13 protein-coding genes are annotated in these 25,605 nt (G+C 70.5%); 12 read left to right on the top strand and 1 reads right to left on the bottom strand.

What is annotated here, in order from left to right; translation table 11 throughout:
* Window positions 1-118 precede the first annotated feature (118 nt).
* Window positions 119-1,666 carry an NCS1 family nucleobase:cation symporter-1 gene (locus PV679_RS20885; RefSeq protein WP_319681849.1) on the top strand — a complete coding sequence of 516 codons (1,548 nt, stop codon included), beginning with the start codon at window positions 119-121 and terminating at the stop codon, window positions 1,664-1,666.
* A 113-nt stretch (window positions 1,667-1,779) separates the two neighbouring features.
* Here the strand turns inward: PV679_RS20885 and PV679_RS20880 are convergent, their stop codons facing one another.
* Window positions 1,780-2,250, bottom strand: a complete 471-nt coding sequence (locus PV679_RS20880; protein ID WP_319681848.1) for a helix-turn-helix domain-containing protein — start codon at window positions 2,248-2,250, stop codon at window positions 1,780-1,782.
* Between the two features lie 80 nt (window positions 2,251-2,330).
* Here PV679_RS20880 and PV679_RS20875 point away from each other — a divergent pair, with 80 nt between their 5' ends.
* The 11 genes from PV679_RS20875 to PV679_RS20825 all read left to right on the top strand — a co-directional run bounded on the left by PV679_RS20875 (window position 2,331) and on the right by PV679_RS20825 (window position 25,602).
* A complete protein-coding gene (locus PV679_RS20875; protein ID WP_319681847.1) occupies window positions 2,331-3,044 on the top strand; it encodes an SDR family oxidoreductase in 714 nt (237 codons plus the stop codon).
* A 213-nt stretch (window positions 3,045-3,257) separates the two neighbouring features.
* Window positions 3,258-4,403, top strand: a complete 1,146-nt coding sequence (locus PV679_RS20870; RefSeq protein WP_319681846.1) for an alpha/beta hydrolase — start codon at window positions 3,258-3,260, stop codon at window positions 4,401-4,403.
* A gap of 230 nt (window positions 4,404-4,633) precedes the next feature.
* A complete protein-coding gene (locus PV679_RS20865; RefSeq protein ID WP_319681845.1) occupies window positions 4,634-6,985 on the top strand; it encodes a SpoIIE family protein phosphatase in 2,352 nt (783 codons plus the stop codon).
* Window positions 6,986-7,194: 209 nt separating this feature from the next.
* The gene (locus tag PV679_RS20860) at window positions 7,195-8,106 is read left to right on the top strand and encodes an RNA polymerase sigma factor SigF (RefSeq protein WP_416069765.1); all 912 of its coding nucleotides are present in this window, start codon (window positions 7,195-7,197) and stop codon (window positions 8,104-8,106) included.
* Between the two features lie 293 nt (window positions 8,107-8,399).
* Window positions 8,400-10,007, top strand: a complete 1,608-nt coding sequence (locus PV679_RS20855) for an ABC transporter substrate-binding protein (RefSeq protein ID WP_319681843.1) — start codon at window positions 8,400-8,402, stop codon at window positions 10,005-10,007.
* Window positions 10,004-10,957 carry an ABC transporter permease gene (locus PV679_RS20850; RefSeq protein ID WP_319681842.1) on the top strand — a complete coding sequence of 318 codons (954 nt, stop codon included), beginning with the start codon at window positions 10,004-10,006 and terminating at the stop codon, window positions 10,955-10,957. Before PV679_RS20855 ends, PV679_RS20850 begins: the two co-directional genes overlap by 4 nt.
* 20 nt (window positions 10,958-10,977) lie before the next feature.
* On the top strand, window positions 10,978-11,838 hold the full coding sequence (locus tag PV679_RS20845; RefSeq protein ID WP_319681898.1) for an ABC transporter permease: 861 nt from the start codon (window positions 10,978-10,980) through the stop codon (window positions 11,836-11,838).
* Entirely contained in the window at window positions 11,835-12,935 is a 1,101-nt protein-coding gene (locus PV679_RS20840; RefSeq protein ID WP_319681841.1) for an ABC transporter ATP-binding protein, read from the top strand. Before PV679_RS20845 ends, PV679_RS20840 begins: the two co-directional genes overlap by 4 nt.
* Window positions 12,932-13,978 (top strand): ABC transporter ATP-binding protein, encoded by a 1,047-nt coding sequence (locus PV679_RS20835; RefSeq protein ID WP_416069764.1) that lies wholly within the window; start codon window positions 12,932-12,934, stop codon window positions 13,976-13,978. The genes PV679_RS20840 and PV679_RS20835 overlap by 4 nt, the downstream gene beginning before the upstream one ends.
* Window positions 13,979-14,376: 398 nt before the next feature.
* A complete protein-coding gene (locus tag PV679_RS20830) occupies window positions 14,377-14,763 on the top strand; it encodes a hypothetical protein (RefSeq protein ID WP_319681840.1) in 387 nt (128 codons plus the stop codon).
* A gap of 36 nt (window positions 14,764-14,799) precedes the next feature.
* Window positions 14,800-25,602 (top strand): hypothetical protein, encoded by a 10,803-nt coding sequence (locus tag PV679_RS20825; RefSeq protein WP_319681839.1) that lies wholly within the window; start codon window positions 14,800-14,802, stop codon window positions 25,600-25,602.
* The last annotated feature ends 3 nt before the right edge of the window (window positions 25,603-25,605 follow it).

Below are 25,605 nucleotides of genomic sequence, written 5' to 3'. Positions count from 1 at the left end.
CGGCGCTTCCTCCGCCGCGCCCGGCCCGCGCCGGACATCCCGCTCAGCACCGAACCCGCCCCGCACGGCCTCGTTCGACGTCCCCGACAACCGCTCTCGAACGAAGGGTCCCGCCGCCATGACCGCGACCGTACCGCCGGCGCCGTCCGAAGGACCGATATCCGGTCCGCCGTCCCGGACCGACTCCCAGGGCCGGGTGGAGCTCGCGCCCGGCGCCGCTCCCGACGACAGCCGTTTCGTCAATGACGACCTGCTGCCCGTCCCTGTCGCCCGGCGCCGCTGGACGACCTACAACTTCGCCGCGCTCTGGGTCGGCATGGCGCACAACATCCCTTCCTGGCTGCTCGCCTCGGGGCTGGTCACGCTGGGCATGGACTGGAAGCAGGCGGTCTTCACGATCGCACTGGCCAATCTGATCGTGCTGTTCCCGATGCTGCTGACCGGGCACGCGGGACCGAAGTACGGCATACCGTTTCCCGTCCTCGCCCGCGCGTCCTTCGGACTGCGCGGCGCCAATCTGCCGGCGCTGATCCGCGCGGCCGTCGCCTGCGCGTGGTTCGGCATCCAGACCTGGATCGGCGGCCAGGGCATCTTCGTACTGCTCGGAAAGATCTTCGGCGGCTGGACGGACGCGTCGAGGATCGGCGGACAGCCCTGGACGCTCTGGCTCTGCTTCGTCCTCTTCTGGGCGCTCGAACTCGCCATCATCTACCGCGGGATGGACACTCTGCGGCGCTTCGAGAGCTGGGCCGCGCCCTTTGTCATCGTCGGCGCGCTGGTCCTGCTCGTCTGGATCTCCGTCAAGGCGGGCGGTCTCGGGCCGCTGCTCGACCAGCCGTCCAGGCTCGGCTGGGGCGCGGACTTCTGGCCGGTCTTCTTCCCGTCCCTCATGGGGATGATCGCCTTCTGGTCCACGCTGTCCCTGAACATCCCCGACTTCACCCGCTTCGGCGCGGGACAGCGCGCCCAGATATGGGGACAGTCGCTCGGTCTGCCCACGACCATGACGCTCTTCGCGCTGCTGTCGGTGTTCGTCACGTCCGGTTCTCAGGCGGTGTACGGCGCTCCCGTCTGGGACCCGGTCGCGCTCGCGGCCAAGACCGACAATGTCTTCGGACTGCTCTTCGCGCTGGTGACCGTGCTGGTCGCGACGATCTCGGTGAATATCGCCGCCAATGTCGTCTCACCCGCGTACGATCTCGCCAATCTGGCGCCGAAGCTGATCAACTTCCGTACCGGCGCGCTGATCACCGGGGTCGTCGGTGTCGTGATCATGCCGTGGAAGCTCACGGCCACGCCCGAGTTGTACATCTTCACCTGGCTCGGGCTGGTGGGCGGTCTGCTGGGTACGGTCGCGGGCATCCTGATCGCGGACTACTGGATCGTCCGCCGGGCGGTCCTCGACCTCGGCGATCTGTACCGGCCCGGCGGTCGCTACTGGTACACGAACGGCTGGAATCCACGGGCGGTGCTCGCCTTCGCCGTCGGCGGTGTGCTGGCCGTGGGAGGTTCCCACTCGGCGCCGGGAGCGGGACCGTTTCCCGAGGACGGTCTGATCCCGTTCCTGCGACCGCTCGCGGACTACGGCTGGGCGGTCGGTCTCGGTGCCTCGCTGGTGCTGTATGTGCTGCTGACACTGCCGGGCGGGCGCGTCAGGACGACATGATGTGGCGCGCGTCCGGACACCGCGGTGGCCGGACGGCGCGAGGCGCGGGAACGGCCGTCCGGGAAGCCCTGGACGGCCGTTCCGCCGTTGGACCGCAGGTGGACCAGGTGGTCTCAGGAGGGATACGAGGCCGTCCGGATGAACTTCACGGCGTCCGTCGGGACGGTGGTGTCGGTGTCGTCGACAAACGCCACACGGACCGGACGGCCCAGGTCCGCCGACCGCCGCACGACGCTGGGACCCACCGCGCGCGGACGGTTCTCGTCGCCCCACTGCTGCAGCGCGGCGAGGATCAGACGCAGCTCCTCGCCGGCCGGAGTGAGGTGGTAGCTGAACCGGGTGCGGGAGCCGGGCTCCCGGTACGGCTGCTTCGTCATGACGCCCGCGTCCACCAGCGTGCCCAGGCGGGCGCTGAGAATGTCCGGCGCGACGCCGAGCCGGTCCTTGAAATCGGCGAACCGTGTCACGTTCGCGAGAGCGGCCTCCCGCAGGATCAGCAGAGTCCACTTGTCGCCGACGACTTCCAGTGTCCGTGCGATCGAGCAGGCCGGTTCCGTCCTGTCGTCATGGTCGGGCCTTTTCATGCCACCAGTCTACCTCTGAGTTGCATCTGCCTACCCAGGTGTCCTAAGTTGTAAATACCTACCCAGCCACGGGAGAACTCATGGACATCCAGAACTCGGTCGCGCTGGTGACCGGTGCCAATCGCGGTTTCGGCCGTCATCTCGCCGCCGAGCTGCTCAGCCGCGGGGCCGCCAAGGTCTACGCCGCCGCGCGGAATCCCTCGACGGTCGACCTCCCCGGCGCCGTACCGCTGCGGCTCGACATCACCGATCCCGATTCCGTCGCGCGGGCCGCTCAGGCGGCGCCGGACGTGACGCTCTTGATCAACAACGCCGGTATCAGCACACACGCCGGTCTGGTCAACGGCGACATGGCGGACATCAGACTGGAGATGGAGACACATTTCTTCGGCTCCCTGAATGTCACCAGGGCCTTCGCGCCGGTGCTGACGGCCAACGGCGGCGGGGCCGTCCTCAACGTCCTGTCCGTGCTGTCCTGGGCGCACTATCCGGCGTACGGCGGCTACAGCTCCGCCAAGGCCGCCGAATGGGCGATGACCGATGTGGTCCGGCAGGAACTGGCACCGGCCGGCATCGATGTGACGGCCCTTCACGTCGGCTACATGGACACCGACATGGCTCACTACGTCGAGAGTTCGGACAAGGTCGACCCCGCCAAGGTCGCCGTCGCCGCACTGGACGGTATCGAGGCACGCGCCCTCGAAGTGATCGCCGACGACAAGAGCCTGCGTACCAAGGCCGCGCTCTCCGGCGATCCCGGTCAGCTCTATCCCGGCCTGCCTGTGCGGCGCTGACAGCAAACCAACTGGAAACGACCGGAGCCGGCCGCCTCCGGCCATGGCGGCCGGCGGCTGACGCCGTCGGCGGACCGGAAGTCGTCGGACATGGCCCGACGGCCCTTCTCCGGGACGCGGTCCCACACTTCCGGGCTAGTCCGGCGCGCCCGGCGCGGCGCCCTCACCGCATGCTGATGAACGAGGCCCCATTGCTTTCCGAAGGGAAGTGCCATGGCTTCATTCATACCCGCGGGTTCGCGGCGCCGGGTGCGGTACGGCCTGGTGGCGACGTTCACCGCCGCTGCGGCCGCGATCAGCGGCTGTGCTGGTCCGACGGACCACCAGTCCGCGTCGTCAGGCGCCGGTCAGCCCGGTCTCGCTGTGGCCTCGGCCACGCCGAAGTACGCTCCGTGCGGTAATCCGCCGGTGAAGCTGGAACCGCAGAACCAGGCGTTCCTGAACCAGCTCGCCGCCGAGGGCGGGCCCCCGCTGTACGAGATGTCGTACGCGGCGGCGCGTGAGGTCCTCAACAAACTCCAGTCGGGCCCGGTGGCCAAACTGCCCGCGGACATCAGCGAGCGGACCGTGCCCGGCGGTCCGACCGGTCCGGTGTCCATCAGGGTCGTCCGCCCGCCCGGCGTGAAGGGCCCGCTGCCCGGCATCGTCTACATCCACGGCGGAGGCTGGATCCTGGGCAACGCGCAGACCCATGACCGGCTCGTGCGCCAGATCGCCAATGGCGCCCGCGCCACGGTGATCTTCGTCAACTACACGCCGTCTCCCGAGGCACAGTTCCCGGTGCCGCTGGAGCAGGCGTACACCGTGGCGAAGTGGGTCGCCGATCACGGCGCCGACATCGACGTCGACTCCTCCCGGCTCGCCATCGCCGGAGACTCGGTCGGCGGCAACATGGCCACGGCGGTGACCCTGATGGCCAAGCAACGCGGCGGGCCGCGCTTCCGCGAGCAGGTGCTGCTCTACCCGGTCACCGACGCCCGCTTCGACACTCCCTCGTACAACCGGTTCGCCGAGGGCTGCTGGCTCACCCGCCCGGCGATGGAGTGGTTCTGGGACGCCTACGCTCCCAACCACGCGGACCGGCAGAAGATCCTCGCCTCGCCGCTGCTGGCCACCGTCGACCAACTCCGGGGCCTGCCCAAGGCGTTGGTGATCACCGACTCCGACGTCCTGCTCGACGCCGCCAAGGCATACGCGGACAAGCTGCGCAGTGCCGGAGTCCCGGTCACCTACACCCACTACCCGAGCATCACCCACGACTTCATGATGCTCAACGCCCTGTCGGGCACCAAGTCCGACAAGGACGCCGTGGCGGAGACCAACAAAGCACTCCGCGACGCGCTCTACGCGAAGCAGTGACCCGGCAGAGGTGAAACGGTGGGCCCGGCCGACCGGGCCCGCCGATCCGCCGGCCGTTCGGTGCCACCCATGGAGGAGGCACCGAACGGCCGGTCCGACGTGTTGAGCGGCCGCGATCCACACACCTCCTGCCGCGCGGAGCCCGTCCGCGGCCGACCCGACCGATGAGTACGGCGTTGTTCGGCGCGATCGCGCGACGCCGGACAGACTGGTGTCGGGAGGTGGTCGAGGTGGCCCGTGACGATCCGTTGCTGATCGTGGACGCCGAAGGTGTGGTGGTGCGCTGGAGCGCCCGTGCGGCGACCTTGTTCGGACGGCGGGCGGAGGACGTACTGGGGCGCCAGGCAGCGGACCTTCTGCGTGACCGCCGTGTGGCACCGGCCTCTGCGGACCGCCTTCAGGTCCCACCGGGACTGACGGTCGGCGCCGAGACCGGCGAGGACGGCTCCGTCGTCTGGGCGGTGCGCGCGTCGTCCGGTGGCGAGGGACAGACGGATGGCGCCGCGCTGGAGGCGTTGTTCCGTGAGTCGCCGGTGGGCCTGTTCGTCCTCGACGCGGATCTGCGGCTCGTACGGGTCAACCAGGCGGGTCGCGCGATGAGCACGGTGGCGGTGGAGGAGATCCTCGGCCTTACGCTCAGTGAGATCTTGGCACCTGCCGAGCCGGAACCGGTCGACAGGATGGTGCGCGAGGCGCTGCCCGGCCGGCTGAGCCGTGACACCTTGCTGCGGGTCCGCGCCGGACCCGAGCAGGCTCCGACGACCGTGCTCTCGCTCGCGTCGTTCCGGCTGGAGGACGCCGGGGGACAGGCCATCGGCGTCGCGATCTCGGCCACCGATGTCACCTGCCAGGACCGGATACGGACACGTCTTCGTGTCGCCGACGCCGTACGCGACAGAGTGGGCACCACGCTCGATGTGGTCACCACCTGCCAGGAACTGGCGGACACCGTCGTGCCGGAGTTCGCCGATATCGTGGTGGTGGACGTCGTCGAATCGGTCGTGTGCGGTGAAGACCCTCCGCTCGGCCAGACGGCCAGGACCACACCGCTGCGCCGGGCCGCGTTCCGAGGCCGCGACAGCGCCTGGACCCACGACGACGCCTTTGCCGCGCCGGCGTATCCGGTGGGCGATGTGCGGAGCATGCCGGCCCGTACTCCGTTCGCCCAGTCCCTGGTGGACCTGCGGCCGCGGCTGATCTCCGTGCGGCCCGACGCTCCCTGGCTGGCCGCCGAACCCGAGCGGGCCGAGGTGCTCCGCGCCTGGGACGCGCGTTCGCTGATCGTGACACCGCTGGCCCTGCACGGCGGCGTCCTCGGGCTGGTCAGTTTCTACCGGGTCGCCGGCACCCCGGCCTATGTCGAGGAGGACGTCGACACCGCACTCTCCCTGGCCTCCCGCGCGGCCGTGTGCGTCGACAACGCCCGTCGCTTCACCCGGGAACACACGGTGGCGGCGACGCTGCAACGCCGGCTGCTGCCTCCGGGCCCGACCACCGGCATCGCTCTGGAGACGGCTCATCTGCATCTGCTGGGCACGGAAGGCGGCGGGGGCTGGTTCGACACGATCGCGCTGTCCGGGTCCAGGACAGCGCTGGTGATCGGCGAGGTCGCGGGCCGGGGCATCCAGGCCGCGGCGACGATGGGACAACTGCGCACCGCCATCCGGTCGCTCGCCGCTCTCGATTTCGAACCGGACGACCTCCTCGCGCGCCTCAACGACATCGCGCTGTTCCTCGCCGACGAGCGGGCCGACCTTCCGTCCGGCGACCCGCTCCACCGGCGGCGCCTGACGGCGAGTTGCCTGTACGCGGTGTACGACCCGTTCACTCTGCGGTGCACCGTGGCCTGCGCCGGACATCCGGGGCCGCTGATCATCGAACCCGACGGCGCGGTCCACCGGCCGGACCTGCACCGCGGCCCCGTCCTCGGGACCGAGGGAGGAACTCCCTTCGCCACGAGCTCTCTGCGGCTCGCCGAGGGTTCGGTCCTGGCGTTGCACTCCGCGGCCATGCCTGTCTCCGCCTCCGCCTCCGCCAGGGCCGGTGTCCTGGAGAGCCTGAGCAGTGTCCTCGCGGATCCGAGCCGACCGCTCGCGGAGCTCTGCGACGAAGTGCTCTATACGCTGCGGGAGCCGGTGGAGCGTGGTGACGCGGTGCTCCTGCTGGCCCGCACCCGGCCCTTCCCGGCCGACCGTGTCGCCTCCTGGGAGCTGGACTGCGATTCCAGAGCTCCCGAGGCGGCCCGGGCACACGCGCGCCGTCAGCTCCGTGCCTGGCGGGTGCCCGCGGACACCGCGTACGAGACCGAGCTGATCACGAGCGAACTGGTGACGAACGCGGTGCTGTACGGAGCTCCGGAGGTGTCCCTGCGGCTCATCAACTCGCCGCCGCGCCTCACCTGCGAAGTGCATGACAGCGGCGGCGCCGCGCCACGGCTTCGCCATGCGCGGGCCGGCGACGAAGGAGGCCGAGGGCTTTTCATCGTGTCGCAGCTCGCTCCTGCCTGGGGCGTCCGGTACACCGACGACGGGAAGGCCGTCTGGACGGAGCAGCACTACGAGCAGCCGGCGGCCGACCGATGACCGATGACAGCCGGCCGGCCGTAGGCCCTGTCCGACACATCCCGGGACTCCGCCGCACCGGCGCCCGCGTCCGGTGACCGACCCGGCACCGCGCATGCGCGTCCCTGCCGCGCGCCGTTCACAAGAAGCGGAAAAATCCTGTCCGTTACGGGTGTGAGAGCGGGCTGAGCGGGCAGGCGGCGGTCGCCGAACCGCTACTCCGGGAGGGGATGAACGCCATGTCGATATCCGCACCGTCCACGAGGCACCACACACTGCTGGAGACGGAACCGGTGGTCCGAGGTGGTGCTCTCGCCCGGACCGGTGAGCTGCCCAGGATCGAGGACGCCGGAAAGATCGCTCCGAAGGACGCCCGGAACCTGTCGAAGCTGTTCTTCGACCGGCTCCAGGTCCTCGAAGAAGGCACCGCCGAGTACCAGTACGCCCGCAACACGCTGATCGAGATGAACCTGTCCCTGGTCAGGTTCGCCGCGCACCGCTTCCGCAACCGCAACGACCAGCTCGAAGACATCATCCAGGTCGGCACCATCGGCCTGATCAAGGCCATCGACCGCTTCGACCTCTCGCGCGAAGTCGAGTTCACCTCCTTCGCCGTCCCGTACATCGTGGGAGAGATCAAGCGCTTCTTCCGGGACACCAGTTGGGCCGTGCATGTGCCCCGCAGGCTGCAGGAACTGCGTATCGAACTCGCCCAGGCCAAGGACCGGCTCGCCGCGGCCCTCGACCGCGACCCGACCGTCAGGGAACTCGCCGAGCATCTCAAGCTGAGCGAGGAAGAGGTGGTGGAAGGGCTGATCGCGGCCAACGGATACAACAGCGACTCGCTCGACCTGCCCACCGACGGCGCCGACGCGCAGGGGCCCGGCAAGGGCGCGGCCTCCGTCGCCGACTTCATCGGCTCCTGCGATCCCGGGATGGAACTGGTCGAGGACCTGCACACTCTCGCGCCGCTCCTCGACACTCTCGACGACCGCGAACGGCACATCCTCGAACTCCGCTTCGGCCAGGAACTGACGCAGGCTCAGATAGGTGAGCGGCTCGGCATCTCGCAGATGCATGTCTCCCGTCTCCTCTCCCGCACTCTCGCCAAGCTCCGTACGGGCATGCTCACCGAAAGCTGATTCCGGCCGCTTCCCGCTCCGGCCCGCCTCGACCCGGCCCGGTCCGCTCTGGTCACGACCGCCACGCGCGTGTCCGTACCAGCGGCGGCCGGGCCGGTCGCGCGGGCGGAGGAATCGTCGGTCTCGGGTACGACCTCCGTACTTGAGCTGTTCACGACCGATTTGCCGCGCCGGGTTACCCGATCTTCATCGAAAACCTTCCAGCGTCACGAAAAGGCCCTTGTCGGAGGCTCTGTATGCGAAATACGGTCGGCGGTATTCCTTGATCAGCTCATGGCGGGAGGCAGTACCTCGTGCGCCGAACAACCATCGGCACCGTCGCCGCCGCGTTGACGTTCCTCATCTCGGGCTGTGTGTCGCTCCAGTCCTCCGCGACCGAGGTCGGTGGAGTGCGGATGACCGACGAACGCCCCGTACGTGACGGCGGTACGCTCACCGTCGCGCTCAACGCGGACCCCGACAAACTCGATCCGAGCCTTGCCCAGACCCTGGTCGGCCGCACGGTCTTCGCCGGGATGTGCGAGAAGCTGTACGACATCGACGAGCACGGGACGATCGTTCCACAGCTCGCCACGGCGCTTCCCACCGTCTCGGCCGACGGCCGCACCGTCACCGTCCCGGTCCGCCGCGACGCGAAGTTCAGCGACGGCACCAGGCTCGACGCCGACGCCGTCGTCACCTCGCTGCTGCGCCACCGCGATCTGCCGGCCTCCGCGCGCGCCACCGAACTCGCTCCGCTGCGCACCGTCGAGGCCACCGGCCCGTACACCGTCAGACTCACTCTCAAACAGCCGTACGTCCCGCTCGTCGGAGTGCTCGCCGACCGCTCGGGGATGGTGATGTCACCGGCCGCGCTGAAGAAGTACGGCAAGGACTTCACCAACCATCCCTCCTGCGTCGGTCCCTTCCGGTTCACCGAACGCGTCGGCGGCGACCGGATCGTGCTGGAGAAGGACCCGGACTACTACAACGCCGGCCAGGTCCATCTCGACGGTGTGATCTACAAGCCGATCCCGGACGGCAATGTCCGCCTCGCCAATCTGCGCTCCGGCGATATCCAGGTCGGCGACCAGATGGCGCCGGTCGACGTACGCAGCGCCCTCACCGAGCCCAAGCTCCAGGTCTTCAACTCGCCGTCCCTCGGCTACCAGAGCATCGGCCTCAACGTCGGCAATGTGCGGGGCCTCGGCGCGAAGCCCGGGAAGATCGACACTCCCATCGCCCGGGACGTCCGGGTCCGCGAGGCGTTCGAGCTCTCCATCGACCGTGAACTGATCAACAAGGTCGTCTTCCAGGACATGTACGAGCCGGCCTGCGGGCCCATCTCCCCGGGATCGGCCATCGCGCCCGGCGTGCGCGCCACGCGATGCCCCAAGCGCGATGTGGCGCGGGCGAGGAAGCTGCTCAGGGACGCCGGAGTGAAGACGCCGGTGCGGATGGAGCTGAAGGTCTCCACCACTCCCGAGTCCAGCCGGTTCGGCCAGGTCGTCCAGGCCATGGCCAAGGAGGCCGGCTTCGCGATCACACTGCGGCCCACCGAGTACGCCACGCTGCTGGAGGAGACCGACGCCGGGAAGTACGACGCGTTCGCCAGCGGCTGGTCAGGCCGGCTCGATCCGGACGGCAACATCGCGAGCTTCCTCCAGACACAAGGAGCGATGAACGCGTACGGGCTCTCCGACCCGGCGATCGACCGGCTCGTCGCCGACGGCCGCGCCGAGGCCGATCCGGCGCGGCGCGCCCAGATCTACGACGAGCTGACGCGCCGCGTCAGCGCCGAACACGCCCTGATCTATGTCTACCGGCAGAAGAACTACGCCGTCGCCACGACATCGGTCGCGGGTGTCCGTATCTACGGCGACGGACTGGTCCGGATCACGACCGCGGGGTACACCCGATGACGAAATACCTGCTGAAGCGATTGCGGCAGTCCCTGATCACTCTCTTTCTGGTCAGCGTCGTGGTCTTCGCCGGCATCAGGGCCCTGCCGGGCGATCCGGCACTCGCCCTCGCCGGTGAGGAACGCAGCCCCGAGGCGCTCGCCGCGGTCCGCGAGAGCTATGGACTGAACGACAACATCGTGGTCCAGTACGGGCGTTACCTGGGACATGCCGTCACGGGCGACCTCGGCACCTCGTCCCGTACCGGCCTGCCCGTCGCCGACGCCATCGCGGCGGCGCTGCCCATCACCCTCGAACTGGCCGCGCTCTCCATGCTCCTGGCGGTCGTCCTCGGTATCGGAGCCGGTGTGGTCGCCGCCGTACGCCGCGGAAGGCCCGAGGAGTGGCTGGCCAACGCCATCGCCCTGTTCGGCCTCTCGGTACCGACCTTCTGGCTCGGCATTGTGCTGGTCCTGGCCTTCGCCATCGCCGTACCGGTCTTCGCGGCCTCCGGATACGTGCCCTTCGGCACCGATCCGCTGGACAATCTGCGCCGTATGGTGCTGCCTTCGATCGTCCTGGGCTCCGGGCTCGCGGCGGTCGTGATGCGCCAGACCAGAGCCGCGATGCTCGATTCACTCTCCGCCGACTATGTCCGCACGGCACGCGCCAAGGGCCTGACCCGGCGCCAGGTCATCGGCGGCCACGCGCTGCGCAACTCCCTGGTGACGGTGGTGACCGTCCTCGGCCTGCAACTCGGCCATCTGATCTCCGGCGCCGTCGTCACCGAGCAGATATTTGTGCTGCCCGGCTTCGGCAAGCTCACCATCGACGCCGTCTTCACCCGTGACTACGCGACGCTGCAGGCCGTGGTGTTGTGCACATCAGCCGCGTACATCCTCATCAATCTGCTGGTCGACGTGTTGTATTCGGTGATCGACCCGCGCATCCGGCTCGGAGGTGCCCGGTGACCACAGCCGTACTCACAGCGATCCGGACGGCCGGGACACGGACGGCGAGCAGTCCCGGACTCCGCGCTCTGCGCAAGAACCGGCTCGCTCTGACCGGAGCCGCCATCGCGGCGGTGTTCGTCCTGGCCGCGCTGTTCGCGCCACTGCTCACACCGTACGATCCGGCGCGGCCGGACTTCGCCGACGCGCTCGCGCCGCCCGGCGCGGCCCACTGGCTCGGCACCGACGATCTGGGGCGCGACCAGCTCTCCCGCATCGTGTACGGCGCCCGGGCGTCCATGCAGGTCGGCGTGGTCGCGGTGGTGCTGGCCTTTCTGGTCGGCGTACCGCTCGGACTGCTGGCCGGGTATTACGGGAAGTTCGCCGACAGCGCCGTGTCCCGGCTGACCGACACGATGCTGGCCTTTCCGTTCCTGGTGCTGGCGGTCGGCCTGGCGGCGGTGCTCGGTCCTTCGCTGACCAACGCCACGATCGCCATCGGGATCTCGCAGATACCCGCGGTCATCCGGATCACCCGCGCCGAGACGCTGCGGCTCAAGCACGCCGACTATGTTGCGGCGGCGATCGCCAACGGCGGCGGTGACGGGACCGTACTCGGACGGCACATCCTGCCCAACGCGACCTCGGCGCTGATCGTCCAGGCCACGGTCGGCATTCCCGCCGCGATCATCGGCGAGGCGCTGCTGAGCTTTCTGGGCCTGGGCGTGCAGCCACCGGATCCGTCGCTCGGCGTGATGCTCTCCGGCGCGCAGTCGTTCCTCGCACCCGCGCCCTGGATGGCGGTCTTTCCCGGCCTGGCGATCGTCGCCGCGACGCTGGCCTTCAATCTGCTCGGCGACGGACTGCGTGATGTCCTCGACCCCCGTGGAGGCACCCGATGAGCGCGGCATCCGTGGTCACCGAACGCGCGATGAGTGAACCGGACGGCCCTCGGGCCGTGCTGAGCGTCCGCGATCTGTCCGTCTCGTTCCGCTCGGACACCCGGACCGTACATGCCGTCGACGCCGTCTCGTTCGATCTCGCACCCGGTGAAGTCCTTGCCGTGGTCGGTGAGTCGGGCTGCGGAAAATCCGTCACGTCGATGGCGGCGATGGGACTGCTGCCGCCCAGCGCGACCGTGACGGGATCGATCAGGCTGGACGGCCGCGAACTCGCCGGAGCATCGGACAAGGAGCTCCAGAAGGTCCGCGGCAAGGACATCGCGATGATCTTCCAGGAGCCGATGACCTCACTGAACCCGGTACTGACGATCGGCCGGCAGATCGGTGAAGTGCTGCGCAGGCACCGCGGACTCGGCCGTCGCGAGGCCAGGGAGCGCGCGGTCGAACTGCTCGAACTGGTCGGCATCCCGGCGCCGCGTCAGCGCGTCGACGAATATCCGCACCAGCTCAGCGGCGGGATGCGCCAGCGTGTGATGATCGCGGTCGCGGTCGCGTGCGACCCGGGCGTACTGATCGCGGACGAGCCCACCACGGCGCTCGATGTCACCGTCCAGGCGGGCATTCTGGAGGTCCTCCAGTCCCTGCGGGAGCGGCTCGGCACGGCCATCGTGCTGATCACGCATGACCTCGGCGTCGTCGCCGACACCGCCGACCGGGTCCTGGTGATGTACGCGGGCCGCGCGGTCGAACAGGCCCCGGTGCACGAGCTGTTCGCCGCGCCTCGTCATCCGTACACCGCGGGTCTGCTGAGCGCGGTCCTCCGGCCGGGCGCCGAGGGCAAGCGCCGGCTGCCGGAGATTCCCGGTCTTGTGCCCAGCCTCGACGAACAGCCGGACGCCTGCACCTTCGCACCGCGCTGCGCGAACGCGGACGAGCGGTGCCTGGCGGCCAGGCCGGACTTCGAAGCTCCGGCCGGGACCCGGCACCGGGACGTGCCTCATCTGGCTGCCTGCTGGCATCCGGTACCGGTCCCGGCACCGCGGCCCACCGCCGGGCCGGACCTGCCCGCCGACAAGAACAAGGAGGACGGACAGTGACCACCGCTCCAGTAGCTCCCGCCGAGGCCGCCGGCGCGCCGCGCGCCGACGTCCCGCCGGTCCTCGAAATCACCTCCCTCACCAGGCACTTCGCCGCGTCCAAAGGGACCGTCCGCGCTGTCGACGGAGTGAGCCTCACCGTCGCGCGCGGCGAGGTGGTCGGTCTCGTCGGCGAGTCCGGAAGCGGGAAGTCGACCGTCGGACGATGTGCCGTACGGCTCGACGAGCCGACGTCCGGGACCGTACGGATCAACGGGACCGACATCACGCGTCTGCCGCCTCGGGCGCTGCGGCCGCTGCGCAAGGACTTCCATCTGGTCTTCCAGGATCCGTCGTCCTCGCTCGACCCCAGGATGACCGTCGGCCGGATCATCGCCGAGCCGCTGCGGCTCCACGGAATGGCACGCGGTGAGGCCGCCCGGCAGCGGGTGGCGGCGCTGCTGCGCCAGGTGGGGCTGCGGCCCGAACACATCGACCGGCATCCGCACGAGCTGTCCGGCGGCCAGCGGCAGCGCGTCTCCATCGCACGGGCGCTGTCCGTCGACCCGGATCTGCTGATCGCGGACGAGCCGACCTCGGCGCTCGACGTCTCCGTGCAGGCGTCCGTCCTCAACCTCCTCGCCGATCTGCAGCGCGACCGGGGCTTCGGCTGCCTCTTCATCACGCACGATCTGGCGGCGGTGGAGTTCCTCGCCGACCGGATCGCGGTGATGTACCTGGGGCAGATCGTCGAGGAGGCCCCGACCGCCGCGCTGTTCGCCGACCCCAAGCATCCCTACACCCAGGCGCTGCTCTCGGCGGCGCCGGTGCCCGACCCGGTCGAACAGCGTTCCCGCCAGCGCATCGTGCTCAGCGGAGAGCTGCCGAGCCCGCTCGCGCCGCCGCCGGGCTGCCGCTTCCACACGCGCTGTCCGGTCGCCGTCGACCGCTGCCGGAGTGAGATCCCCGTACCGCGGTCGATTCCGGCGGCGGCGGATGGCGGCCGACAGGTCTCCTGTCATCTCGTCACCGAGGACGGCACGGCGCCGGACGCGGCCGTGTGACGGGAGCGGAGCCACGGAGACGCGGCTGACGGGCTCCTGTCGCGGCTGCCGGTACCGGTCGTACCGCTCGCGGTTCACACGCGCCGTCCAGCCGCGCGGTATTCGGGCGTGGGCTCTTGTCGTGCCGCCGCCTCACGATCGGTATTCAGATGGTGTACATCGGGTAGACGTGTGCAGTACACCTACTGATAGCATCAACAGCCCCTGCGACAACGGGCGTTGCGCGGAAAATCCGGCGCGCGTGAGGACCGGGGGCAGCACGGCGAGGGCCACTGTCGTCCTTCCCGGCGTACGGCGGCCACGGGTGCCCTCGATCCGGTCGTCCGGACGCGGAGCGGCGACCGGGCGGTCGAGGTCACCGTGGGATCCGCGGAGCGGCGCGGAGGAAGGCGAAGGGTATGAGTTCCGGTACGGACGGCACATACGAGGCCAGTCCCGCCGCGCTCCGGCGCGCTATCACAAGCATGGAGGCGCTGCCCGAGATCGCCGAGCGCATACGGCAGCGCTTCATCAGGCGGGAACGCGACTTCACCGAATGGCCCGGCTGGACCGACGACTTCGCTTACCAGGCCCGGCCCGGCTACGAGGAGAACAATCAGTACTGCATGGAGGTCGCGGACGGCCTCAGGGAAGCCCTGAAGGGGCTCGTCGACGCCACCCACGCCAACCTCAAGGAGATCGAGGACACCCAGCAGAGCTCCACGGAAAGGATCGAGAGCTTCCGCCGCAAGACGGAGACCGGACCAGGCGGCGTCCCCGGATCGAGCACCACCGGGAAGCACTGAGTGGAGGAAATCAACTTCCCTCCGGAAGTCCGTACCATGCTCTGGATCCTCATCGGCGAAATGCCGTTGCAGGCCAGGGAGAATCTGGCCTACGAAAGCCAGCGGCTGTACACGGAATTCGGTGCGGATCTCGTCGAACTGCGCACCGCCGTCGAGCAGTCCATCACCGACGCCGGTGCCGGACTGCCCTCGCGGGTCTCCGAGTCCTATATCCAGGGTCTTTCGCTGCTCACTGACGACGGCGGTGTGGACCGTCTCCAGCAGATGGTCGACCAACTGGAAACCATCGCCTCGGGTCAGATCGACCACTCGATCAATATCCAGGGCGCCAAATGGGAGATCATCTCCGAGATCATCATGCTCCTCGCGGAGCTGGCGATGCTGGCCGCGCTCGCCTTCTTCACCGGCGGCACCTCGCTGACCAGTATGTTCCTGGCCAGGGCGCGCAGCCGGCTGGCGGTGCTGCTGATCCTCCAGCGGCTGCTCCGCATGAGCCATCTCGCGCCGACCCTGTCCGGCGCGCTGGAGGAGGCGTTCCAGACCCTCGCCGTCCGGCTGGCCCAGATCGGCCTCAACACGGGTCGGCGCAGGCCGGGCGGGATCGATGGCGCGGCGGTGTGGAAGGCGGCGGCCTTCGGCGGCCTCACCGGGCTCTTCACGCAGTGGCTCGGCGGCGCCGGTGATTACCTCAAGAAGCTGCTCAACATCAAACTCTTCAACGACAACCCGTTCAAGAACGGCCTGACCAGCGCGGGCGGCTTCCAGAAGTTCATAAACCACGCGTTCGACGTTCCGTCGACCTTTGTCGTCACCGGCATCAGCGAGTCGGCGGCCGAGGTGGTCATCAACGGCGCGTTCGACGGCAATTGGGCCTTCAAATGGGAGACCTTGGTCGGCAGCGGCACCAGCGGCATCTTCGACCACGGCGCGAGTTCGGGCCTGACCGCCGGTGGCCAGGCCCTCCACCTCACGTTCGACTCCGGCCTGACCGGAGGCGGCGGCGGGATCAACCAGTCATCTCCTTTCGACGGTACGGAGAAGTCCGGCGGCGGCTACGGCGGATCCTCCGGCGCCGTTCCCACGGTCACACCCGCTCCCGTCTCCACACCGCCGCCGGTGGCCACCACGCCGGCACCGCTCATGGCCACGCCTTCGCCACAGCCCGTCACGCGCTCGCAGTGGCAGGACTGGCTGACGTACGCGCCGGCCTCCGCGCTGTGGACCGAACGCTTCGACCCGGCCCGCGACCCGGGCCCGCTCCCCGGCGGCTCCAGCACTCTGAGCGGTGAATCCACGCTGATCCGCACCTGGATCCAGCGGATCGAGGTCACACCGGGCCAGTGGGTGCGCAATCTCTCCATCCATCTGCCGGTCAGCTTCGGCACCGGCTTCGACCCGGCGGACCTGACCGCGTTCCAGAGCCGTATCCAGGGCCTGCTGGACACCCACTTCAACAACGGCCTGCTGCTGCCCGGTTCCGGCGACCAACTGAACATCGACCTCACCCTCACTCCGGCCGCCGACCATCCCGAGGCCGTCAATCTCACCCGGACCGCCGACCCAGGACGCTCGGACCAGACCCACTTCCGCCTCCATCCGCAGGACGGCGACGGCGTCACGGACGAGACGCGCGAGGAGGACGACGCGACCGCGCTGCACGAGGTGCTGCACTACGCGGGCCTCGCGGACCGCGGACAGGACGCCGAGACGCTGTTCCGGCGGCTGGCCTCCCAGGCGGACGCGTACGGCCTGATGGCGGACGCCTCGCACCTGCCCACCGCCGGTGTGCCGGTCGACTATCTGCGGACCATCGAGAACGTCACGGACTCGGGTCCCGTGGTCCGGGACTATCCGCTGAGCGCGCGCGTCCTCGACGGGGCCACGGACACGGTGCTCGCCACGCCTCCGGCCGTCACCGCGACCGGCGAAAGCCCCTCGCTTCCGGCCACCGCCGGAGACACACGCGTACCGGCCGGAGGCGACCAGCGGAATGAGCCGGCGCGGACGCCGCCGGCCGGTCCGGCGCGCTCGGCCGTCCCGGACCCGGCGACCGAACCGGTGCTGGCGGCCGATACGGCGCCTGCTCCCGAAGCCGGTCACGCGCCGGACACCGGTACGGACCCGGCGACCGAACCGGCGAACGCCGTTCCGGCACAGCCGGACGACACCGTGCCCGTGGCTCCGGACAACGCCGTTCTGGCGGAACCGGAGTCTCCGCCGGCCACCGGTCCGTTCACGGCCACCGGTCCGTTCACGGCCACCGGACCGGGTGTCACCGGCGGCTCGGGCACGCCCGCCGCACCGCACTCGCGCACCGGTCCGGATACCACGCTCACGGCCCTCACCGCCGACACGGCCGACGCCGACAGCGCCACCGACCCGCGGCCGGACCAGGCGCCCGGTCCCACCGCCGTCGTCCCCGGTGTCGCTTCCGACACCGCCGTCCCGGCCGCCGCCGCGCGGCCCATGACCGGCGTCACCGCCACCGCGTCCGGCGGCTCCACCGCGACGACATCCTCCGCACCGGCGACCACCGGCACCGCGCCCGCGCCACCGTCCCGCGTCGTCACCGTCTCCGGCAACCCAGTGAACCCGCGGGACTGGCTCGCGCCCGCCGACGCACCGCCCCGTCATCCGCCCTCGCACGCGCCCAAGAAGGACGCCAAGGACGGCAAGCACGGCAAGGACAGCAAGCACGGCAAGGACGGCAAGCACGCGAAGAGTTCCGCCACATCGTCGTCCACGTCCGGCAAGCCGCCGAAGGACTCCACGACGACCTTCCTGGAGCCGGGCGGTCCTCGCAAGGACGGCGGACAGGCGCTTCAGGTCCCTGAACGGGAGCGCCAGTCGGACAGCCGTTCCATCGCCTCCTCCAGGCGGTCGCGGACGCACTCCACATCGGACGCCGTCCCGTACGACCTGCCCACGAAGGTGACCGTCACCAGTCCCGACGGCACCGTCGTCGTGGATCCCGAGCCCTCCGTGTTCGTCACCAGTTTCGGTTCCTCCCGGGAAGGCGCCCCGGGGCTTGTCTCCGTCGGGCCGCTGTCCAAGCGGTCGATCGCCGCACTGCGGAGCCGGCTGGTGACCGCTCTGCGGATCACGCGGCCCGCCGACCTCGCCGCACTGGACGAACAGATCAACGCGGAGGCGCTGGCCGAGCACACCGCCGCGCTGCTCAGCGAGAACGGCCACCGGATGACGTTCCGTGTGGACGGCACCGAGCACACCGTCGACGCACGGCTCGCGCTGAACTACGCCGGGCGGTCCAAGCGCTTCGGAGTGAACACCCAGAAGGATCCCGAACGCCGCGTGGAGCGGCGGGCGATGGGCGCGCAGAGTTCGGCGGACACCTCGGGATCCGGCACCACGCGTACGATCCCGATCGGGTGGAGCGGCAGCTTTCCCACCGCCGCCGTGCTGCCGCTGACCGCCGTCCGGGCCTCCGTGCAGGTCGCACTCACGCACAATCAGCTCTCGAACTCGACGACGATCACCGACAGCGTCCAGGTGGTGTCTTCGCAGCGGAGCAACGAGCAGTCGGAGGCATTCGAGTACGACACCTCCTGGAGCCTCCGCTTCGAGGAGACGAACCCGCCGCCGGCGCTCGGAGCCGAACCGGGGCAGCAGGGGCAGGACATCGAACTCCGGCGCACGGACGGTGGGGAGGGCTTCGGCGACTGGCAGGACTCCGCCCCGGACGCGCCGCCGGCACACGGCACGGTCACCGTGTGGTTCCCGCAGCACATGGTGGTGGACGAGGGCAATGTGCCGGATCCGCTGGACGAGGCGAACACACCGGCCGATCCGGACGACCTGCCGCTGTGGACCATCGACTCGCTGGCCGACCCGGGACGGCTGGCCCGCAAGGTCAAACGCGACTTCCAGCGGGAACTGCGGAACATCGGCAAGGACTCGCTGAGCGAGGTCGACACCTTGCTGGCGGAGGCCGGCCAGCGGGGCAACGCGCCGCTGATGCGCGACGGCATGTACTCGCCGGTGCTGCTGGACAAGGACGGCAACGCCCTCGGCATGCTCAAGGTGACCGTAGCCGTCACACCCGGCAACCCTCTGCGCAGCAGTGTCAAGGGCAAGATCAACATGGAGAGCCATCTCGCGCACTCCCAGAAGGTGAACATCTCGTCGAAGGTGACCAGCGGCGTCGCCGTGGACGGTTCCGTCACCTTCCCGATGACCGGCCAGAAGCCGGAGCCCGGTAAATCGGCCACCGCCAGCGGCGGTCCCACCGGCCGCGGTGGTGTGCTGTTCCGCGGCGCCCGGAGCCTGGGGTCCGGAGCCGGTTCCGTGCTCCAGCACTCCGTACGGAGCAACGCCTCGCACCTGCTGACGGACGCGCGGCTCACCTACACCGTCGAATTCGTGGGTGCGCGCGGCGGCACCAGCGGCCCGCGGGTCTTCGGCGGCGGCGGGAAGCCGCACCTGGGCCGGATGCGGATTCTGCGCGCCGCCGACGCGCGAGGCACGGAGCCCACCGGTGCCTCGGTGCGCCGGCTGCCGGCCGAGCTGGCCGAGGCGCGCAGCATCGGTGTGTCGGCCAGCCCGCTGGCCGTCACCGGTACGGACGTGATGTTCGACCGCGCGGAGGACTGGCTGCGCGAGCGCGGCTTCCTGCCGCCGGTGCGGCGCGAGAGGAGCTGGATCCCGGGGATCGACGAGCCCCGCGCCCACGCCCAGTTGGTGAACCTGCGCCGTGTCCAGCAGGCCAGGTCCTCCATCGGCCGCCGGGCCGCGGCCGATTCGATCCTCGACGGCGGCTACGCCCTCTGGCTCGACGACCCGTCCATGATCGGTGGCCAGCGGATCCAGTTGCGGCTCTCCGGCCGCCGGGACCCGGCACGCGAGCCGCGGCACACCAGGAGCCTCCCGGCGATCCAGCTCATCAACTCGGTGGGCCTGGCCGTGCCGGGCGCCGAGCAGCAGTCGCACACCTGGGGCTGGTCCCTGGGCTTCGGTGGTTCCGGCAGTGGGCTCATCGACAAGGCCAAGGGCTGGCTCGGCGGTGGCGCCGACTGGCTGTTCGACTGGAACCGGACCCGCACCAGCACGACCGAAGACGGCATCAGCCACGACCAGTTGACCCTGAGCAGCGGCGGCCAGGCCGCCGAGGTCTTCGAGGTGCCGCTGCTCCTCGACCTGGATGTGTACGGCAGCGACCCGCTGGTCCCGCTGGACCGGTTCGCCCGCGAACGGCCGCATCCGGACGCGCCAGCGTCCGACGAGGAGAACCCGGCGTCCGGTCCCGCGCCCGGCCCCGCCGACAGCCCGGGTGTCCCGGGAGTACTGCGGATCGCCGTCCCCGAACACCGCACACTCCACGCCCGCATGGCGGTGAGACCCGTACCGGATCCCGTCGTACGCCAGGCGACCGCCGAGGACCACCTCAGGATGCGGCTCACCGCCGACGGCGTACCACGCCCGGACGCCTTCCGGGTCCCGGGCGATGCGGTGATCGACCTCTTCGCCGGCTCCGGCGCGCTGATCGGTGTGTGGGACCGGATCATCGCCGGTCTGCCCAACCGGATACCCGATCCGAGGAACACCGGCTTCGGCCGGGCGGAGGGCGGGGTCACCGGACTGGCGGCGGCCGTCCTGCGCGGCACCACCACGCTGGTGATCGGCCCGGCCCCCGGCGACCAGGGATCACTGGCCTCCGAGACACTGCGGGTGGGTCACTCGCCGGGCCAGTTGCTCGCGCACGGCCATCAGATCCTCGGCGGCAGCTATGTGCTGGAGGGCATGACGCTGCCCGGCATGGGCCTCGACCACGACTTCTCGGTGGAGCTGACGGCGTACGCTCGCCGCCCCGCTCTGGCGGTCGACCTGAACCAGGAGTCCTCGTCCGGCGCGAACACGCCCACCGCCGGGCCCGTCGAACTCAACCAGTACCAGGAGTCCGCCACCACCTCGCTCAGCGCGAACGCGCGTGAGACACGGATCGTCTCCGGCCAGAGGATCGTGGGCTCCTTCAGCGGACGCGCGAACGATCCCGCCTCCCACCCGGACTCCTTCACCGTCGCGCCCAGCCTCGCGCAGAGCTTCCAGGGGCACACCGAGGAGGCCGACGGAATCCGGTCCAGCACCAACCAGAGCCGTGTCGCCACCGAGAGCAACCGTCAGTACCGGCTGATCGCCGATGTCACGGTACTGATGACGATCCGGCACGGGCGGCGCAATGTGCTGGTGAACCTCGTCGGCCTCGGTCCCGGAGAGACCGTGATGCTGGCCGTCGACCTCCCACAGGCCCTGCAGATGCTGGCCACCGCACGCCAGATCCGCGCCAACGCACCCTGGTTCGAGGGCATGGACGGTCTGGAGACGATTCTCGGGGAATCCGACCCGGCGCTCGACGGCCCCCGTCCCGCGCTGCCCGAACGGTTCGTGCGCAGCAAGCGGATCGGTGTGGGCACGGTCCTCGACCTCATCCCCATCACTCCTCCGGCCACGCCCACCACCGCCGCGGCCGGCACTGCCACGCCCACCACCGCCGCGGCCGGCACCACCACCGTCGCCAACACCCCTGCCGCCGCCGACTCCCGCAACCCGCTCTACGACAGCCTGGTCCGCCAGGTGGAGCGGGAGGCTCCCGGCGTGCTCACTCCCGGCAACGCCTCCTATCTGCCGGGCCTGCACTCCCGTATCGCCTACCTCACCTCCATCGGCGCACTCCGGTCGCTGCCCGCCCGGGGTCCCGGCGATCCCAGGACACTCCATTTCGTCCATGTCGCGGACGGCGGCGCCCGGCTGGTGGAGATCGCCCTGTCCGCTCGTCCCCGCGCCGCCGCCCAGGACCTGCGCACCCTGCGCGGACGCAAGACCACTCCCGGGACCGGGCTGGAGAACGCCACCGTGCACGGGCCCAAGAGCATCACACGTAACGACACCACCTCTCGCACCCAGTCCACCACGTTGACCCTGCTCACCCGCAAGCCGGACGCCGCCGACGCCATGACCGGTGACCGCACCGGCCCCGCCATGGGAGCGGGCCGCAAACAGAGCCGGGGCATCACCAGGACGAGCGCCTGGGACGACCGCTTCTGGCTGCGCACCGACCATGTGGCGGACTTCGACGTCGACTACGTCGTCACCAGCGCACTGCGTTCGGCGCCGCTCGCCGAGTGGCCGCTCAACCTCCCCGGCGGTGTGATCGCGAGCGGCCTCGCCTCCTGGCGGGAGAGCGCGGACCTCGCCACCTGGTGGGCCGGCGCCGACTGGCCGTCCTGGCTGGCGAAGACCTTCTACGGCCGGGCGCCGGTACCGGTGGACACGCCGTACCGGGCCACGCTGCGCTTCGTCGCGGGCGAGTCCCCGGCGGGCCCCGACGCGCTGCCGGGAACCGACGACGACCCGCTCACCGACCCGGCCGCGCTGACCGGGCCCATCGAGTTCACCCTGCACACCACCGACCCGGCCCGCGACGCCGTCGCCTCCGGTCCGTACGGCGGTCCGCGGCTCGTGCTCACCGAGGCGCTGGTGGCGCACGAGTTTCCCGGTTACGAGTCGCTGCACCGGGCCCTCGGGGAGCTGGGCCTGACGTCGGAACAGTCCCGCGTCGCCACCGAGGAGAACGCGGCGGTCCAGCTCGGCGAGTACATCCACTACGGCCGGAGCGTCACTTCCGCCCAGCCGGCCTCCCGTACGGACCGCGAGGCGGTCAGGATCACCCGCCTGTACAACCCGCGCCCGGTCACCAGCAGCGGCGACGTCACCATGGACCGGGTCAGGCACGGCGGCGTCAGTGTCTCCTCCTCGACCTCCACCGCCCAGTTGCCCACGCTCTCCGTCACCGTGGGCCTGCCCGCACCCGGCGACCGCGGCCAGCGGCTGGGCCTCGGCATCCCGCTGAGCGCCGCCCGACCCGTCGGCTCCGCCCAGTCGGCCGCGATCAGCAGCACCGTCCGCGAATGGCTGAAGATCGGCATCACCAGCGTGCCCGCCGGTGAGCGCGGGGTGCGGAGCTATGTCGCCGAGGTCGACGTCGTGATCGAGCTGGGCCGGGGCACGAGGCGCCGGTACGTGGCGGGCCGTACCACGGCGCGGCTCACGGAGCGGGACCTGCTGGGCCACGGTGTGACTCCGCCGCGCACCGACCCGGGGATCTACGACCTCCGCTCCATGCTGCGTGAACAGGCCGATCCCGCCGACCGGGACTGGACCACCCATCCGCTCGCGGACCTGCCCGGTGTCATCGCCGCCGGACTGCATCCCGACGACACCCGCGCGCAGCTCTGGCTGGCGATCGGCCCTGGAGACCGTACCGACCCGGACGGCCTGCCCGAGGTCGCCCGCGCGCTCTACACGGCGGCCAGGGCCGCACAGCTCTCCCACCGGTCGGTGGAGTTGATGCTGCGTACCGAACAGGGGCACCAGCGCTGGCTGTTCGACGCCGACGGCGAGCTGAGCGGCCCGGATCCCGACACCCGGCGGCTGTGGACCACGTTCGCCACCGCGCTCAACCGGCATGCGGTGGCGGCGCTGCGGCAGTCCTCGCTCAAGCAGGACGAGGACGGCCGGCTGACCGTCCGCCATGACGAGGCCACCGCCCACCACGACGGTCTGACCGAAGAGCTGAGAAAGGACACCGTCGCGCTGACAGCGGCGGAACAGCTTTTCCTCCGGCGCGCGGCGGAGGAGGAACTGGCCGTCGCCGAGGCGAACCGGGCCGAGGCCGAGCGCCAGCGGGACACCGCGCACCTCCGCTTCGGCCATTGGCAGAAGGAACACGCGAAGGCCGCCGGCATTCAGCGGGCGGCCGACGAGCGCTACACCGAGGCCCAGCGGCAGCGCGACGGGGCCCGGGCCGACGTGCGGGCGGCCAGGGCACGTCTGGCCGCGGCGGCCGACGCCGCGACAGTGGCCGCCGCGCAGAGTGCGGAGCGGACGGGACGTACCGCGGAGCTACGGGCGGATCAGGCCATGAAGAAGGCCCTGGAGCCGTTGACGAAGGCCAACGAGGCTCTTGAGGAGGCGGACCGCGAACTCGAAGCCGCCCGGCTGCACCGGGCCGGCGCGGACATCGCTCTGACCAAGACCGAGGCAGCCAGGACCGCGGCGGACCAGGCGCTGACACCGATCGTGCCGGACGCCGACGAGCGGGCGCGCGCCGCCGCCGTCGGTCCGGCGCGGGCCGGAAGGCTGCTGGCCCAGGCCACGGCTGCGCGGAAGGACGCGCGCGAAAGCGTGGACACCACGCGCACCCGTCTCGGCAACGCCGTGACCGCCGTCAGGGAGGCTCAGGACGCTCTGGACGGTGTCCGGACCCAGCAGCGGGAGCAGGCCGACGTGCAGCGGCTGGCCGCCCTGAGCTTCGGCCGGGCCGGGACCCTGCTGTACGCGCGAGGCCGGGGGAGCGCCGACCACGATGTGGAGGTACCGGTCAGCTCGCTGACCGCTCGGACCGGTCTGGGCGCGGACGGCCGGGAGAGCGGGGTACGCAGGCGGCGGACGAAGGACGGGACCGGCGGCTCCGGAGCGGTCAAGTCCGACTCGCGGCGGTCCGCTTCGGCGAAGACCAGCGGCCACAAGGACAGCCAGAAGAAGGACAGCCAGAAGAAGGACAGCAAGAGCAAGGACACGTCGGCGGGCAAGGACAAGGGCAAGTACAAGGAGTCCTCGTCCCGGCGCTCGGGCCGGATTCTGAGCCCTGACGACCCTGCTGTGGTGGGCGAGTTGAGCGACCAGCAGCGGACGGCGCTGCGCGACGAGGACCTGTATGTCCAGGAGGTGCCGCTGGACGGCGACTGTCTGCTGCGCTCACTGCTGGAGACCGCGCCGGATGTCTTCCGCGCCGCCGACGGCGGGCTGCCCGGCCCGGCGGCCGTCCGGAACCGTCTCGCCGCCGCCTTCCGCGCCGAGATCGGGCGGCCCGTGCACCTCCAGCCCCTGATCACCGCCCTCGACCACCAGTTGCTGGCCGGTGTGGCGGAGGACCGCGTCCGCTCGGCGATGCGGGAGCTGCCCGGGCTGCCGGAGGACGCCGCCGACCTGGCGGCGGAACGGCGGAGCAGGATCGACGCGGAGCTGACCACGATGCTGGCTCACGGCCTGGACGAGCGGGAACTCACGGAGATCGCGGACAGCATCGCCACTCCCGGCAACTACGACAACGCCGGCGGCGACATCACTCTGCCTCTGGCCACCCTTGTCTACGGCTTCTCGGCGCTGGTGATCAACCACACCGGGGCCTATCCGGTGGGGCAGGGCGTCGGCCCGCTGGTGCCACTGGTCCGGCAGGACCGGTACATCAGCAGGTCCGACCACTGGATGGCGACCGTCCCCGCTCCGGACCCTACGACCGGCACCGAGCTCGACGACGGCGACACCATCGACCCGTTGGTCCTGGAGGAGACGCGCGGCGAACACCTCCTTCAGCAACTGAGCGCCGAGCTGGCCGTGCTGGGCCCTCGGGGGCCCGTCTCCGCCGCCATGGACACCGAGGCCGTACGGAATCTGCTGGCGGGCACTCCGGCCGAGCGGCTGCCCGACCTGCCGCAGGCGGCCCTGATCGCGCCGGACGAGATATTCGGCGAGGACGAACTTCAGCGGGCCGGGATCACGCTGACGCTGGACCAGCGGACCCAGGCCGTGCTCCAGTCGGGCCGCCTCGCGGCCCGCGATCTCGCGCTGAGCGGACACGACGCGTTCCGGCTGCTGCTGCTGACCCGGCCGGCCGCGGCCGGTGAGACCTATATACGGATCCTGGCCGAGGTGGCGGCCCGGCGGCTGGGCCTGACCATCGTGCTGACCGACCCGGCCGGTGGCCGGATCCGGTTCGGCCCCGCAGGCCCCGGCATCCCGTGGATCACGCTGGAACTCGGGTGAGCG

This window comes from Streptomyces sp. AK02-01A (assembly GCF_033795305.1).
Classification (GTDB): domain Bacteria; phylum Actinomycetota; class Actinomycetes; order Streptomycetales; family Streptomycetaceae; genus Streptomyces.
This window is presented reverse-complemented; position numbering and strand designations above follow the sequence as displayed.